This window comes from bacterium, from assembly GCA_016708025.1.
GTDB lineage: Bacteria > Zixibacteria > MSB-5A5 > GN15 > FEB-12 > FEB-12.
This window is the reverse complement of sequence record JADJGQ010000002.1, coordinates 1,090,684-1,106,769: the sequence shown is the minus strand read 5'-3', so window position 1 is coordinate 1,106,769 and position 16,086 is coordinate 1,090,684. Positions and strand designations below refer to the sequence as shown.

At 52.3% G+C, this 16,086-nt stretch carries 15 protein-coding genes; 6 read left to right on the top strand and 9 right to left on the bottom strand.

Annotation, left to right across the window (positions count from 1 at the left end; all coding sequences use genetic code 11):
- Positions 1–51: 51 nt before the first annotated feature.
- The 8 genes from IPH75_10955 to IPH75_10920 form a co-directional block, all read right to left on the bottom strand.
- Entirely contained in the window at positions 52–462 is a 411-nt protein-coding gene (locus tag IPH75_10955) for a WG repeat-containing protein (protein ID MBK7142588.1), read from the bottom strand.
- 29 nt (positions 463–491) lie between these two features.
- Positions 492–1,025 carry a WG repeat-containing protein gene (locus tag IPH75_10950; GenBank protein ID MBK7142587.1) on the bottom strand — a complete coding sequence of 178 codons (534 nt, stop codon included), beginning with the start codon at positions 1,023–1,025 and terminating at the stop codon, positions 492–494.
- On the bottom strand, positions 1,016–1,372 hold the full coding sequence (locus IPH75_10945) for a WG repeat-containing protein (GenBank protein MBK7142586.1): 357 nt from the start codon (positions 1,370–1,372) through the stop codon (positions 1,016–1,018). Before IPH75_10945 ends, IPH75_10950 begins: the two co-directional genes overlap by 10 nt.
- Before the next feature lie 866 nt (positions 1,373–2,238).
- Complete coding sequence (locus tag IPH75_10940; protein MBK7142585.1) at positions 2,239–3,216, bottom strand: hypothetical protein; 978 nt, start codon at positions 3,214–3,216, stop codon at positions 2,239–2,241.
- Between the two features lie 199 nt (positions 3,217–3,415).
- Entirely contained in the window at positions 3,416–3,973 is a 558-nt protein-coding gene (locus IPH75_10935; protein ID MBK7142584.1) for a GNAT family N-acetyltransferase, read from the bottom strand.
- Positions 3,966–4,523, bottom strand: a complete 558-nt coding sequence (locus IPH75_10930) for an inorganic diphosphatase (protein MBK7142583.1) — start codon at positions 4,521–4,523, stop codon at positions 3,966–3,968. Before IPH75_10930 ends, IPH75_10935 begins: the two co-directional genes overlap by 8 nt.
- 75 nt (positions 4,524–4,598) lie before the next feature.
- Positions 4,599–5,861, bottom strand: coding sequence for an asparagine synthetase B (locus tag IPH75_10925; GenBank protein ID MBK7142582.1), 1,263 nt, complete (start codon positions 5,859–5,861; stop codon positions 4,599–4,601).
- A gap of 32 nt (positions 5,862–5,893) precedes the next feature.
- Positions 5,894–7,285: a replication-associated recombination protein A gene (locus IPH75_10920; protein ID MBK7142581.1), complete on the bottom strand. Its 1,392-nt coding sequence runs from the start codon at positions 7,283–7,285 to the stop codon at positions 5,894–5,896.
- A 116-nt stretch (positions 7,286–7,401) separates the two neighbouring features.
- Between IPH75_10920 and IPH75_10915 the strand changes: the two genes are divergently transcribed.
- The 3 genes from IPH75_10915 (at position 7,402) to aqpZ (ending at position 11,259) form a co-directional block, all read left to right on the top strand.
- Positions 7,402–9,159, top strand: a complete 1,758-nt coding sequence (locus tag IPH75_10915) for a SpoIIE family protein phosphatase (GenBank protein MBK7142580.1) — start codon at positions 7,402–7,404, stop codon at positions 9,157–9,159.
- A gap of 149 nt (positions 9,160–9,308) precedes the next feature.
- Positions 9,309–10,148 carry a hypothetical protein gene (locus tag IPH75_10910; protein ID MBK7142579.1) on the top strand — a complete coding sequence of 280 codons (840 nt, stop codon included), beginning with the start codon at positions 9,309–9,311 and terminating at the stop codon, positions 10,146–10,148.
- 421 nt (positions 10,149–10,569) lie between these two features.
- Positions 10,570–11,259, top strand: coding sequence for an aquaporin Z (aqpZ, locus tag IPH75_10905; GenBank protein ID MBK7142578.1), 690 nt, complete (start codon positions 10,570–10,572; stop codon positions 11,257–11,259).
- A gap of 237 nt (positions 11,260–11,496) precedes the next feature.
- Here aqpZ and IPH75_10900 read toward each other — a convergent pair whose 3' ends face one another.
- Positions 11,497–11,715 (bottom strand): 50S ribosomal protein L28, encoded by a 219-nt coding sequence (locus tag IPH75_10900; protein ID MBK7142577.1) that lies wholly within the window; start codon positions 11,713–11,715, stop codon positions 11,497–11,499.
- 280 nt (positions 11,716–11,995) lie between these two features.
- On the opposite strand from IPH75_10900, the gene serS reads away from it, so the two are divergent.
- Genes serS through IPH75_10885 form a run of 3 tightly spaced genes read left to right on the top strand, consistent with a single transcriptional unit; the run spans position 11,996 to position 16,085 of the window.
- Entirely contained in the window at positions 11,996–13,258 is a 1,263-nt protein-coding gene (gene serS, locus IPH75_10895) for a serine--tRNA ligase (GenBank protein MBK7142576.1), read from the top strand.
- Complete coding sequence (locus tag IPH75_10890; GenBank protein MBK7142575.1) at positions 13,258–14,514, top strand: HAMP domain-containing histidine kinase; 1,257 nt, start codon at positions 13,258–13,260, stop codon at positions 14,512–14,514. Before serS ends, IPH75_10890 begins: the two co-directional genes overlap by 1 nt.
- 11 nt (positions 14,515–14,525) lie before the next feature.
- Positions 14,526–16,085, top strand: coding sequence for a response regulator (locus IPH75_10885; GenBank protein MBK7142574.1), 1,560 nt, complete (start codon positions 14,526–14,528; stop codon positions 16,083–16,085).
- Position 16,086: the final 1 nt, after the last annotated feature.

Sequence of the window (16,086 nt, the reverse complement as noted above, 5' to 3'; positions counted from 1 at the left end):
CCGCGTTCAACCCGACCTACAGGGACTACTCCTCGTCATCTCGGCTCAAAATCAGAATTCATCAGCCTTCCAAATGATCTTACCGGTGGAGTCTGCCCAGGTGAACAGGAAATTTGATTTTCTTGTAGTACGTTTCGGTACTGGAAAGTAACTTCTGTAACGATCAGTCGGCTCACTTTCGCTTCCAGATTCTCTGTATTCTCGCACAGGGATTGGTGAATCTTCATAGCCAAGTTCAAACAGGCGTCCATCCGTGTTGTCCGCGAGAGGGTAGGCGAGAACAGTGTCGTTTCGTCTGTCAATCACTAGTGCCGTCCCATTGTCGGCCATAACAAACGCTCTTCCCCCTATAAAAGGGCCAGCGTTATAATACTGCGGCGTAATTACCCAATTCCCTGATGTATCAATATAACCAAAGAGATTCGTTGTGTTCGCAGCCGGGGCTAAGCCCTCACGAAACAATCCGCCCGCATTAAAAATGGGATCCGTGATTAACCCGGCAAAATTCGCGTATCCAACTCGGCCGCTTGTTCCGACATAGAGTATCTTGCCCTCGCTAATTCCTTGTATGTAATCAATCCCGACTTTTCACAGTCAAATGAATGCAGGCCACCGTCTGGATCCACGACAAAGAGCGAGTCAAAGTGCATTTTGTAGCCCTCTTTCCTATAAGTGGCTGCCCAAGCGTAACCGTTTGTTACGCCAGTTTGTTCAAACTTGCAGGGGAAAACTTGCTCCCAAGTAGTGTCCCTCAATTTGATGACTCCATGCGTCTTAGTGGTCGCAACGCAATCGCCAACACAGACAGTAAAGTAACTACGTGATTGGTCGTCAATCTTTGCGAACTCTCCTGGCTTGACTACCCACCTGCCAATCGTATCTATTACTCCTTTGCCCAATCCACCTCCGGGGTCAGCAATGGCAAAGCCGTTCTCAAATTGATCCAGCCATTCAAGCGTTGCGTCAATCAGGAATGCTCCAGTTGTGTCTATTAGCCCATATCTGTCGTCGACCCTTACGAGTATTTTGCCGTCTTCAGTAACGGGAGCGCCAACTGGGCTGCTCTATAGTTGTTCGCGAATTCGCTTAGACTTGGTATGAGCTCCTTTCCCTGATAATTTATGACAATATTCCCTCGTTTCCGGTCCCGTACCATTGCAATGCCATTGGTAAAGGAAGTAACACTATAAAACTGAGGGGGGAACACTTCATTGCCGTTACCATCTATATAACCCCACAGCGTCACCCCATTAGAGTCCGTCACTCCGACAGGAAGCAGGTCAGAACTGCGATCGGCCCCTCGTTCGGTGTTGTCACATCCAAAAATGAAAAGGGAAACCAATATTTGAATACTGATAATTGTGGATTTCATCGTTGTCTCCCGAAAAATCGACTTTAGAACATGCCACTTGTTTCGGCATGCCACTCTCCATAGCTATCTTCCTTCAGAAGAAATTCTACTTCTCCTTCAAATGGAATCCTCCCACGGAACATGACGTCACAAGTACCCTTGACATACACTTTAACTGGATAATATCTATTATCTCCACTCCCTCTGGACTTACCCTTTCCTTTAATCTGAATTTCTATGATTGTTGCATTTGAACCTTTGATCAATGACTTTGACAATGACCCAGGTACGCCAGACTTTAGGGACCTGGAGACGGCTTCCTTGATAGTTGAATCCGAAGGCCCAGCACAACCGCAAAGAATGACTAGTAATACCAGAGGGACAAAAAAGTGCAACTGAGTTGATCTCAAGACTCCTCCTTTTCTTGACTCTCACCAATTGAGTACACAGTCTATGGTTGCTTATGAGTACAGTCAACTACATTTTCAATAATCATGGAAAGTATTTGCACGATCGGGCAAGCATTTCTATTACAAACCTAATAAATCGATTAATGCCGTTTCCGTCTCAAATTCGCACACCACACATGCAGCACATACTCGCTAATCACAAAATCACGGGCCAGTCCGGCTATAGGCTATACCACGACTCTCCTCCAGATCCAGCTGAACTGCCACCACCTTGAACTTAGGGTCATACCGCCGTCGCCTCGAAGCCTACATAGCAATACTTCGGGCAGGAACATGACCCGTCTTCTCTCCGTGTCCACTAATCCGGAGAAAGGTCAACGCCTCTGGACTTGCGAAATGAGAGTGTCGGGTTTCACGCTTGGGACAGAGATTGAGGTTCCCATCATAAGTTGTGGGGTAAGGCGATAGAAGGCGCTCTTAACCCGACCTACGAGAGCTTCCAATTTCAAGCACTCCCCTCTCGAAGAGCTCGCCAACTAGGTCGCCGATCTGACTCTTTGGCAATTCATCTGATAAAGAATAAAAACTTAGAATGGGCTCATTCGAAAAGAGATTTTCGTCAAAATCTCCGTAGTCCGTTGTGACACGAAACACAAGTTCTCCGATCTTGAATACATTTGTGCCAATAATCTCAACTCCGCTACCGAATAGCGCGCCTGAGAGCTTATGGCTACCGTCTACAAGAGTGACCGGCTTCTTGAAACGGATGTCTACCTTCAGATTCTTGAATCCACCTGATCGCAAGGTCGCCACTGCGATCTCAACCGTTGTAAATGCAGTGTCAGCAATTCGCGGAGCAGCATGAATATTCAGGATCTCGCCATTGTACCTTTGGTCCCAATAGAATTTGACGCCAAAGCAGGTTACTTCAGACTTGGAGTACCCACAACTGATGCCATCACCCGAGAATTTGTCGCGAAGTCGAACCAGAGCTTCTTCTATAGTGAATTCAAAGTCAACTCGCGACCTCATATCGATGCGAATGTCGTCAACAAGTGTTCCGTAACGACCCAGTATTGATGAAGTTGACTGGGGCGATAATCCGCATAGCTCGCCATATTCATACTCTGTGAATGAAAGTTCGTGCCTGTAGTCAAACAAGTCATTCGAAGTGGTGATGAGATTGTTCAATCCACCCGCCGATGCAATGTTGAATCCTTGTAGAAGACCAAGAGGTGGCGAAATAGAATAGAGGTCAACTCCAAGAAAACCAACCGGGACGACGCGAAGTCCTCGTGCATACGCATGTCCTGCTTCAAAGTATATCCAATTAGAACCTACAGACACAAATACATCAATGGTGTGTCCTGTCTTCTCGATAAATAACTGCTTCAGCCTTTGAAGTGGTTCTTTGTCTATGGAAGAGTGACTAAGGAAAATTGTTGGTTTGCTCACAGTGCGACGTCCTCCACCATTGATACGGACTTGAGTGAATGTTCCCGATTCGAAATGAATAATTGTTTGGAGCGGAGAGCAAGGACTAAATTGCGCTGGATTCCCACCTGCGCGGCATGATGCGGTCTTGAAGCGCGGGAAGGTGATTGAGAACTTCGGAAGGCTATATATGTGGCGCGTTTAACCCGACCTACGAAGACTACTCCATCTCAAACGCCAGCTTACTGTAGATCAGCCCGTCCTGGAATTCGCCGTTGAGGAAGTAATGGCGGCGAAGGACACCATCACGCTTGAAACCGAGCGATTCCAGCAGTTTGATCGCGCCGATATTCGGGACCGAGGTCTGCGCGTGGACTTTGTTCAGATTCCGATGCTTGAACAAATAGCGCATGACGATCCGGATCCCCTCTTTGGCGTACCCCTTCTCCCGTTCATCCGGGTCGATCAGGATCCCCAACTCGACTGAGCGGTTGAGGTTATTCCAATTGAAATAGCGGACCCGCCCAACCGGCATATTGTCGGCGATCCGGACGATCATTAAAGAGGCCATCTCCGCATTTCGCTCCTGCTTTTTGAAGGCCTCGGATGCCTCGGCGGCAGAGGTAATGGTCAGCGGATGACAGGTCTGGCTCTGCGGTTCGGTCAGCACAAACCAGTGATGCGTATTGGCAACATCCTCGGCGGTCATCGGGCGGAGATAGACTTTTTCGCCGATAAACGAGGGTTGCGTCAGGGGAGCCGGTTTTTTCTCAGCCATTTTTGTATTTCGCCATCAGCTTATCTTTGTTCTCATCGTACAACTTCATCGCGTCTTTGATCGCGTTGTTGGCGTCGATCCGTCCACGCAGGGTATCCACGATCACTTCCTTCTGTTCGAGGGTTTTGTAATCCTGGAAAAAGCGCTTCAGCTCTTTGACGATATGGCGCGGCAACGCGGAAATATCATCGTAGCTGTTGTAGGCCGGGTCGTTGTAGTGAACCGCGATGATCTTGTCATCCTGCCCCTTTTCATCGCGCATGGACATCATGCCGATCGCCTTGCACTGGACCATGCAGAGCGGATGCAGTTCTTCCTGGGAAAGGACCAGGATATCCAAGGGGTCGTTGTCATCGCAGTAGGTCCGCGGGACAAAGCCGTAATTGGCCGGGTAATGGACCGAGCTGTAGAGGACGCGGTCGGCCATCAACAGACCGGTCTTTTTGTCCAGTTCGTATTTGTTTTTGGATCCCTTGGGGATCTCGATAATGCCAAAAAAGTGATCGATGATATTTTGGCCGGGGTCAACGTCATGCCACGGATGAACCATTTTTCCTCCTGATATTCGGGGGCAGTATAAATGCTGTGATGGATAGATGCAACGTTAAGATAGCTGCACGGGGACTCAGGTTTTCCGCTCTTTTCGCTTCGCCGCCGGGAAGAGGATATTGTTGAGTATCAAGCGGTAACCGGGAGAATTCTTGTAGAGTTTAAGATCGGTCGGCGGGTCGTTCACCATATGCTGGTAATCTTCGGGGTCATGGCCGGCGTAATAGGTGACTGTCCCGCGTCCAAGATTGGTGTGCAGATAACGGACCTCATCGAATCCTTCGGGCTGTGCCAGTACGACTACTGATTTCTTGAGCAGTGATTTCCGGAATCCGGTCACCTGCCCCATGAAGCCATTGACCGTGGCGACATGGTCCTGCACCAGCATGGTGGGGATAGGGTCAAGCTTGGCGGAGAACTCGAAAAGGAAGAAGTAGTCCTCGGCTGGCTGACCGAACCGGATCAGGCGGTCCGGGTAGGTATCGATATTCGACCGGCGATAGAGGAACGGGTCGGTGGTTATCTGGAAATTCTCGAAACAGAATGTCTTGGTAAAATCGAGCCGGGACTGAGCATCGGGATCAACCGGGTCGCCATCGAACTCGCGCGGGACGATATCTACTCCCTCGGCGGCGAGGGCGATATCAAAGGTCTCCGGCGCGGAGCACATGGAGAACAAAAAGCCACCGCGGCGGACATAGTCGTAAATGGTCTTGGCAACATCGAGCTTAAGGATCGAGACTTTGTTGTAGCCGAGTTTCTTGGCCATATCTTCGTTGGTCCGGACATCGGCCTGATACCAGGGCTCGGTCCGAAAGGCGGAGTAAAACTTGCCGTACTGGCCGGTGAAATCCTCGTGATGGCAATGGAGCCAGTCGTATTCATCGAGGACGCCGCTCAGAACTTCTTCGTCCCAGACGACATCGTACGGAACCTCGGCATAGCTGAGGGCCAGCGTGACGGCATCATCCCAGGGTTGGAGCGATGGCGGCGAGTAGACGGCGATGCGGGGGGCCTTCTCCAGTTCGACCCGTTCCATATTTTCAACTTCGATCTGGCGGTAAATATCGGCTACCTGCCCGGAGGTGACCTGTTCGTAGCTAACACCGGCCATCAGGCAGAGGTCGAGCGTGGCCTGCGAATAGTCCAACAGGAATGACCCGGCCCGATAGTTGAGCAGCCATTCCGCCTTCTCCCCTTTGCTGAGCACTTTGAAGACGACTCCGTAGGCTTTAAGGTGGTCGGACTGGGAATCATCCATTGGGATCAGCAATGAATTGGCAAAGCTGCCGATTGGCAGAAGCAGGGCAAGGAGTATGATCGTGATATATCTGGTCATGGTATCTGAGGGTTAAACGCCGAGGTTGGGCATTAGTTCGATTTCTTCTTGCCGGAATCAGGCTTTGAGTCGGGAGCGGCGGGATTCTTCTGTCGGAGCTCTTTCCGTTTGGCGTTGTACCAGTCGATATATTCTTTCAGCTTTGCCTCTCTCCCCCGGTTGGTCGGGTGGTAGTAGCTGGTCCCGGCCAGTTTTTCCGGGAAATACTCCTGGTCGGTGACGGCATCCTCAAAATCGTGCGCGTAGGCGTACCCCTTACCGTAGTCGAGGGCTTTCATCAGTTTGGTCGGAGCGTTCCGGATCCAGAGCGGGACTGGGAGTGAGCCATGCTCGGCGGCATCTTTGCGCGCCTGTTCATACGCTATATAGATGGCGTTAGACTTTGGGGCGCAAGCCATGTAAACCACCGCCTGGGCGATCGCCAGTTCTCCCTCGGGAGTCCCGAGGAAATGGTAGGTGTCGCGGGCATTCACGCAAAGAGTGAGCGCGTATGGATCGGCCAGCCCGATATCCTCGGAGGCAAAGCGGATCATGCGCCGCACGATATAAAGCGGGTCCTCGCCGGAGTCGAGCATCCGGGCAAGCCAGTAGAGTGAACCGTCGGGGTCGCCGCCGCGAATCGACTTATGAAAGGCGGAGATGAGATTGTAATGCTCATCGCCTGCTTTGTCATATACCAGCACGGTCTTCTGGTTGACCTGCTCGATATCTTCGGTAGTGATCTGTGTGCGTGGGAGGACATATTCGGCGGTCAGCTCGAGCAGAGTGAGGGCGCGGCGGGCGTCGCCGTCGGCGGCGGTGGCGGCAAAGGCGAGGGCATCAGTCTCCATAGTCAGCCCGAGAGTGCCAAGACCGCGGTCGATGTCCTCCAATGCACGTTTGATGATCTCCTGCAGATTGGCCTCGGTCAGGCGACTGAGCACATAAACGCGCATACGCGAGAGAAGCGCCGAGTTGACCTCAAACGATGGATTTTCGGTTGTCGCTCCGATGAGGATGATATCCCCTTTTTCGACATACGGCAGAAAGGCATCCTGCTGGGCTTTGTTGAAGCGGTGGATCTCATCGATGAATACATAGGTTCGACGGCCGGAGACGCGATAGTAGTCCCCTGCCTTGCTGAGGATCTCTTTCACTTCTTTGATGCCGGTGGAGACGGCGGAGAAAGGGACAAACTGGCCATGCGTGGCGCGGGCGATCAGTTCCGCCAATGTCGTTTTGCCGGTGCCGGGTGGACCCCAGAAGACAATTGAGCCGACCTTGTCGGTTTCGATCGCTTTGCGCAGGGGGGTCGATGGTCCGACTATCTTCTCCTGCCCAACGAATTCATCGAGAGTGCGCGGGCGCATCCGATCGGCCAAAGGGCGATGACTTTTGTCCTCGGGCTTTGACTGGCCGTCTATCTCCTTGTTGAACAGGTCCATACCAGTAAGATATTGGGCGGCAACGGGAGGGACAATGACAAAATGTGAATAACTGGTCGAAGGTGATTCTTCGCTAAAGGATTGACAAAAGCCGCTCAGGCCGTACTTTCCGCTGCATGCCCAGATCCAATAAACATACCCGTACCGAAAAACTGCTGCTTGAAGCTGCCCGCGTCTTTAACAACACTGTCGAATATGAAGACCTGATCCTTGAGGTGCTCAAGCTCACCCTGACCGCTGTCAACTGTGAGGCGGCGCTGGTTTTCCGCGTCGACCATGACCGGACCGATATGAAGGTCCGTTTCATGAAGGCCTCCGAATGCACGATGAATGTCTTTTATCTCGACTTGGGTCAGGGGGTGGTCGGATGGGTAACGCGATATAAAGAACCAGTGATCGTCAACGATGTCGCGGTTGATCCGCGAGTTGATCCTCGACTTGAAGAACTCTCCGGGATGAAATTCCGCTCGATCCTGACTGTGCCGCTGGTCGGCAAAGGGCATATGATCGGTGTGGTGGAAGCGATCAACAAGATCGATGGTGAATTTTCCGACTCTGATCTGGATATCCTGACCGGGCTTAACCACCAGATCGCCGTGGCGATCGACAATGCGCATCTCTATCGCGAATTGAAGCGGGAGGCGCTTGAAAAGGATCTGCTTTATCGGCTAGGAAAAAAGCTCTCCGGCAAGCTCGAAGTGAACGAAGTCATGAAAGAAGTCATGGATTCGCTCAAACAGGTGGTGAGCTACGATGTCGGCGGTGTCTTTCTGGTTGAGCCGGAAGCGAACCAGATCTACGGACTTTATACTGTCGGGTATGATCACCAGTATGATTCGCAGCTTGAGATGAAGATCGGGCAGGGTCTGCTGGGGCATGTCGCCTCGACCGGCGAGCCGGTGATCGTCAACGATGTCACCAAGGATTCGCGCTATATCGATGCCAACCCGGATACCCGAAGCGAGATCGTCGTGCCGATCAAGCTGGATGACCGACTGGTCGGCGTGGTGAATTTGGAATCATCGCAAGTCAACGCATTCGAACCAAAATCATTGGCGCTGATCTCAGCATTCGCGAGTCAGGCGGCAATCTCACTGGAACGTGCGCGCTTGCATGAGGATTCGCTCAAAAATCGCAGGTTCGAAGAACAACTGAATATCGCGCGTGAGATCCAGCGAACTTTTCTTCCGGCGCATAACCCATCGATCTTTGGCTATGACATGGCCGGCACGAATATCTCATCGGGCGAAGTGGGCGGCGACTATTATGATTTTATCCGGATAGTTGATTCGCATTTGGGGGTGGCGATCGGTGATGTTTCCGGGAAGGGGATCCCGGCCGCGCTGATCATGGCATCATTCAGAGCATCGCTGATCGCAGAGATACGGAATAATTATTCGATCCGGACTATCTGCCAGAAGGTCAACTCGCTTCTGTTTGAGTCGTTGGAGCCGGGGAATTATGTCACCGCGGTTTATGGCGTGCTTGATACCAAAAATCATATTTTCACTTTCTCTAACTGTGGGCATAATCTGCCGTTCATTTTGCGAGCCGATGGTTCAGTTGAGTACCTTCGCGAGGGTGGCCCGGTGCTCGGTGTCGCGCATGACGGGATCTATGAGGAACGAGCGATCGTAATCGCACCGGGTGATCTGATGGTGCTCTACACCGATGGTGTCACTGAGACATTTGCGGAATCCGGCGAAGAGTTCGGGCTGGATCGTCTGATCGAGCTGGTAAAGGCGAATCGGAAGAAAACGGCGGCGGAGATCGAGGATCTGATCTACAAGGCGGTGACGGAGTTTGCGTCGGCGAAGCATGTGTTTGATGATCTGACGATGGTGATAATCAAGCGATTGGCGACGAAGGGGTAGTGGCGGTTGGTGCGTCGATAGCAGACTCCTACCTGATGTCCAACCGCAAACGCGATAGATTGACCCGCATCATTCCGCGCAGGCGGGAATCCAGTTTTTCGTCCAGGTTACTCTCACTCTTCGCATCATAGATAAGTAGGGAAACCGGTATGCGCATATGTAGACCAACCGTTGCATCAACTCTCTATTGTATAGTCCTTCTCCTGTTCCTTCTGGCATCCATCTCATGTTTCAAGAAAGTTCCAGGTCGGCTCGTCTGCACCATTGATTATAAGGCATTGGGGCTACATGATGTCGCGGAGGAAGGAGGAGGAAGTTTTTCAGTGTTGACCGGTGACCGGGTGGCAGTAACTGAGGGCAAAGAGCTGCTATTGATTGACAGCGGTCTGATCACCACTCGAGTTCTGCTACCGACAAATGTCTCAAGTTTCGATCTAACGAGTGAAGGAAATGGAGTTCTCCAAAAGGGCGACTCCCTTTACATTGTACGAAACCTGTTCGTGGACTCAATCCCTCACCGCCTCATTTCGCCAGACAGTCTGGCTGGAAGTGTTATTATCGATATAGATATGATCAGTCCATCGGGAATCAGGTTGACTTATATTCCATCCCGCCGGAATCATGACTTGCTTGAGTATTCGGCGACAACGACTTTGGATAGCGTGCAACACGGGAAATTCGCGATAAAGTTCGAGCCACTTCCCAGATTGCCGTATTCCGATCCCGGCTACATTGCCGATATCGACAGCACTTTCTATCTAATCGATTGGCTTGAGAATGGAGTACTCCAGGTTGGGATTTACGCTATTGACGCCGATGGATTCAACCGCAGGCAGGGAATACAATTGGGAGTTTCCGGAGAGCTTACAGCGTTCATGATGAATTTCGTTCAATACGATGAGGCGACTGGTCTATTCTATGTGATGATTGAACGGAATGAGAAGCTAGTGATCTATGAGTATGACATTCGAGATTTCCAGGAAAAGTGAATCTGTGAGTGAATACAATTCTGGATCCTTGCCTGCGCAGGATGAGGATTGGCCGATTCTAATGAGATTACGATGGAGAAGCAAGCGCGGAAGTTGAATCGAAGGGGGTGTCGGGTGTCGGGCTGGGCACGGCGATTGTGAAGCCCACCATAAATGGTGGGGTACGGTGATACATGGTGCCCTCAACACCGACCTACACTGCTGGTACGGGCAGACGAGGACGTCTGCCGCGCGCGTTAATACTGGATCCCAGCTTTCGCTGGGATGAGGTGAATCAAGGGAAGCGTCGGCTCCTCTCCCTTACTTTAATCTTGCCCCTGATTTCAATATCGGTTTCTTTTCGTCTGGCGAATTTCTCGTGCAATAATCTAATCGAACACTATTGTAAATTCTTTTCACTTGATTTCAAGGAGACAGACAGATGAAACAGTATGCCGCGGAATTTATCGGCACATTCTGGCTGGTGCTTGGCGGATGTGGCTCTGCCGTGCTGGCCGCCGCGTTTCCTGATGTAGGGATCGGACTGCTTGGGGTTTCACTCGCGTTTGGGCTGACGGTGTTAACGATGGCATTTGCGATCGGTCATATTTCGGGATGTCACCTGAATCCGGCGGTGTCGGTCGGGTTGTGGGCGGGCGGACGGTTCCCCGCGAAGGAACTTCTCCCCTATATCGTGGCGCAAGTGCTCGGCGGGATCGCGGCCGGGGCAGTGCTGTACGTGATCGCATCGGGAAAAGCTGGATTTGATGTTGCGGCAGGGTTTGCCTCGAACGGATATGGTGAACATTCGCCGGGGCAGTATTCGCTGATGTCCGCGCTGGTCTGCGAAATTGTTATGACCGCCTTGTTCCTGGTGGTGATACTTGGGGCGACCGATAAGCGTGCGCCGGCCGGTTTGGCGCCTATTGCGATCGGCCTCTGCCTGACCTTGATCCATCTGATTTCGATACCGGTGACGAATACGTCGGTCAACCCGGCGCGGTCGACTGGTGTAGCGGTTTTTGTCGGTGGCTGGGCGATCTCGCAGTTGTGGTTGTTCTGGATCGCGCCAATAGTCGGTGGCGTGATCGGGGCGGGGATATACAAGATTATTGGTGGGGAGAAGAAGTAGGTAGTTGGCAGTGTGGCGGGCAGACGGGGACGTCTGCCGCGCACATGTGAAGATGGATCCTTGCCTGCGCAGGATGAGGCGTGGCCGATTGGAATGAGATCACGGTGGAGAAGCGGACGCGGAGTTTGAATCGGTGGTGAGGCGGACGCGGTGATTGAATCGACGAGGAGATGTATTCTCCCTCAAACAAAAAAGGCAGCCATCGGCTGCCTTTGTGATTTGCGAATATCAGGTCAACTAAGCGGTCGCGGCGGCTTTCCGGCCACGGCTGTTCTTCTGGACCTTCCCCGCTTTAATGCAGGAGGTGCAGACGCTCAGCTTTTTGGGGACGCCATTCACGATCGCCCGGACAGACTGGAGATTCGGATTCCAGCGCCGTGAGCTGATATTATGAGCATGCGACACCTTGTTGCCATAGACCGGCGTCTTGCCACAGATTTCACACATTTTTGCCATATTAGATAGTACTCCTTAACCGCAACAGACCAGCAATTTAGCGGTCCCGCCGGAAAAGGCAAGAGGAAATTGAGCGGTATGCCCCATTTTCATGCCATACGGAGTCAGCGCACTCGGCCTATCTCGTTAGCAATCAATATAGTACAATGCCCGGTAGGCTCTTTCGTTCCCCCTTCCGACCAGACGCCAACTGGCGTTGACTCGCCCTCCGACATCAACTATACTATTCGAATGTTGTTGACTCGCTATCCCCAAAACCGATGAACCATATAGGCTAGAGATGCTTGACCTGAAATTGATCCGGGAAAACCCTGAGCTCGTGAAAGCCGGAATTTCCAAGAAGAATACCACTGTTGATATCGACCAGATCCTGGCGATCGATGCCCGCCGACGGGATATCATTCGCGAGGTAGACGCACTCAAGGCGCTTCGCAATAAATCCTCAGAAGAGATCGCCAAGATGAAAAAGGCGGGACAGCCGGCCGATGAGGCGATCGCCGCAATGCGCAAGGTCGGCGATGATATCGCCGCTAAGGATGCGGAACTTCGCACGGTCGAAGAAGAGATGAACTCGGCGCTGAAGTGGATCCCGAATATCCCGCACGATTCAGTGCCGGTTGGCGATGAATCACACAACGTGGTCGTGCGCGAATGGGGCGAGATCACCAAACCTTCGTTTAAGGTCCTCCCGCATTGGGAGATCGGTTCCAAGCTGGGGATTCTCGATTTGGAAGCGGCCGCCAAGCTTTCCGGCTCCGGCTTTTATGTCCTCAAAGGGCAGGGAGCGCGGCTGGAGCGTGCACTAGTCAACTATATGCTCGACCTGCACACCAAAGATGGATATCTGGAAGTGCGCGTCCCGAATCTGGTCAACTCGGACACGATGTACGGCACAGGGCAACTTCCGAAACTCGCGGCCGACATGTACGGTCTGCCGGAGGATGATCTCTGGTTGATCCCGACGGCTGAGGTGCCGGTCACCAATCTGGTCAAGCAGGAGATACTTCCGGCAGAAAAACTGCCGATGTACATGGTTGCCTATACCCCCTGTTTCCGTCGTGAGGCAGGCGCTGCCGGTAAGGATACGCGCGGGATGATCCGCGTCCACCAGTTCGACAAATGCGAGTTGGTGAAGATCGTCCATCCGGACAACTCGTACGATGAACTGGAATCGCTCTTGCGTCAGGCAGAGAAAGTACTGCAAGGGCTGAAGATACCGTATCGGATAGTGACGCTGGCCTCGGGCGATCTCTCGTTCGCCTCGGCCAAGACTTTTGATATCGAGCTCTGGGCGATGGGGATCGAGAAGTATCTGGAGATATCGTCCTGCTCGAATTTCGAGGATTTTCAGGCGCGTCGCATGAATACGAGACTTCGCGAGAAGGATAAGAGTATAAAGTTCGTTCATACGCTCAATGGATCGGGGACCGCGCTGGCGCGACTGATCCCGGCGATACTCGAAAACTACCAGAACGCGGATGGGACGATCACCATCCCCGAAGTCCTTCGCCCCTATATGGGAGGGGAGTCACTGATCAAATAATGGCAGCCCGCATGCGCATACTCGGCGGAACCTCGGATCTGTACGTCGGGAAATCAACGATCCTCAAGATCTTCCTGCTTGGCGGGGTGGCGATCATCTCCGCCTTTTTCATCTGGTATACTTTGCAGTTGATCGAAAAGCTGCAGGAAGATACGCGCGACCAGGTCAAAAAGTATGTGCATCTCTGGCAGGAGGCGGCCAACTCCTCCACCTCGGGCTCGGAATTGCAGTACATCTTCAACGAGATCATCGTCAAGGCGACTTTTCCGATCGTGGTACTGGATGAAAAGCATGAGCCGCTTTACTGGCGGAATCTCGGCGATATCGAAGAGACCGACACGACTGCCGCGACGAAAATGAAACTTCGCAAAGTCTCCGCCGAGATGGCGCAGGCGAATGGTGAGTTCATTCTGAATATCGATTCGACCCATCACAACTACCTGCTGTATGGCGACACCGAAGTGATCAAGCAGCTCAAGCTGATGCCGTTTATCCAGATCGGGATCGTGGTCGCTTTCATGCTGGTCGGGATGATCGGTTTCCAGAATATCCGTCGCTCAGAAGAACGGCATATCTGGGTAGGGATGGCGAAAGAAGCGGCCCATCAGTTGGGGACGCCGATCTCCTCGTTGCTGGGATGGATAGAGGTGCTCGGGAGTGAGCGATGTCCCAATCCTGAGTGCAATCAGCAGAACGAACTGGTCGATGAGACGGTTTCGAATATGAAAGTTGATGTCGACCGACTTCAGCGGGTCGCCAACCGGTTTGGTTTGATCGGGTCGGTCCCCGACCTGAAACCTTCGAGCCTGAATGAGCTATTGGATGAGGTGGTGGAATATTACCGTCGCCGTCTCCCCTTCCATGGCGAAGGGATACAAATGGAGATCGTCCACGGGCAGATACCGGATATTCCGCTCAATACCGAATTGCTGACCTGGGCATTTGAGAATCTGCTGAAGAATGCGATTCAGGCGGTCGACCCGAAAACCGGGCGGATAGACCTGTTGACCACATTGCAGGCTGATGACAAAATGGTATTGATCGAAGTGAAAGATAACGGCAAGGGGATCACGGCGGCGGCGGCTCGCAAGATCTTCCGCCCCGGATTCACGACAAAAAAGCGCGGCTGGGGTCTCGGGTTGACGCTGGTCAAACGGATCATAGAAGATTACCATGGCGGGCAGGTCTATCTGCACCGTTCCAAGCCGGGTGAGACGGTGTTTCACCTGACACTTCCGACCACCGCCAAAAGATAGAAGGATACTGCATGGCTGGTACGACCGACACGAAACGGATACTCTGGGTGGATGACGAGATCGATTCACTCAAACCCCATATTCTCTTTCTCGAGAAAAAAGGGTTTGAGATGAAGACCGCCATGTCCGGCGATGATGCGATCACCCTCGTGCGTGAAAACACTTTCGACCTGGTGTTGCTCGACGAGATGATGCCGGGAAAAGATGGTCTCACCACCCTCGAGGAGATCAAAGATATCCGTCCGCATCTGCCGGTCGTGATGGTCACCAAGTCCGAAGAAGAGACGTTAATGGAAGAGGCGATCGGGCAGAAGATCGACGACTATCTCGTCAAGCCGGTCATTCCGTCGCAGATCCTTTCTGTTATCAAGCGGATCCTGGATGCGAAGAAGATCATCGGGACCTCGGCGATGAAGCGGTATATCCAGGAGATCAATCGCTTCAACCAGAAACTGTACGGCCAGATGGAGCCCGCAGACTGGATGGAAGCGGCCCGCTTGATCGCCCAGTGGGATCTTGATCTTGATGTTTCCAATGATCCGGGCCTTCGGGAGACCCACGAAGGGACCCGCAAAGAGTGGAATACTGAGTTCACCAAATATATGGAGAGCCAGTATCTCCGGTGGCTGAAGTCGGACGGACGCCCCACGTTGTCACCGGATATCGTCTCGAAATATGTGACGCCGCATCTCAAGCTGAAAAAGAAAGTGCTGTTCATTGTGGTCGACTGTATGCGCCTCGACCAGTGGATGCTGGTGGAACCGCTGTTGACTGATATCTACAATATCCAACTGGACTCGTACTTTTCGATATTGCCGAGTGCGACTCCGTTTGCGCGGAATGCGCTTTTTGCCGGGGTCTTCCCTGACGAGATCGACCGGATGTACCCTGACACCTACAAGGTGCAGGACGAGGGGTCACTTAATCGGTTTGAAGACAAATTCCTCGCGGACAATCTGGTGCGCCAGGGGGTTCGTCTCGAAAACAAAATGAAATACATGAAGATCTACAACAATACCGAGGGCGAAGAGTATGCCAAGCGCTCCGCGGATTTCTTTGATCTTCAGTTGGTGACGTTCGTGTTCAACTTCCTGGATATTCTCGCCCACGGGCGCTCCAATAATGTCATACTCAAGGAGATCGCCGGAACCGAGGCGGCATTCCGCTCGCTGATGCGGAGCTGGTTTGTTCATTCGCCGCTGTATACCATTTTGCGCACATTCGCCAAGAAGGGTTTTACAGTGGTGATAACCTCGGATCATGGTTCGGTGTTGTGTAAGCGCGGGACGATGGCTCATGGCCGTCGAGCGACTTCGACCAATCTTCGCTACAAGTACGGCGACAATCTCAACTCAAATCCGAAAGAATCGATCATCGTCAAAAAGCCGGACCAGTGGCGTCTTCCGATGCAATCGCTGGCGACCACCTATATCATAGCGAAGGAAGATTTCTACTTCGTTTATCCCAACAACTATAACGAGATGGTCCGGCAGTTCCAAAACTCGTTCCAGCACGGCGGTATTTCGCTTGAAGAGCTGGTGGTCCCCGTAGCGACGCTCGAGCCGAGGTAAA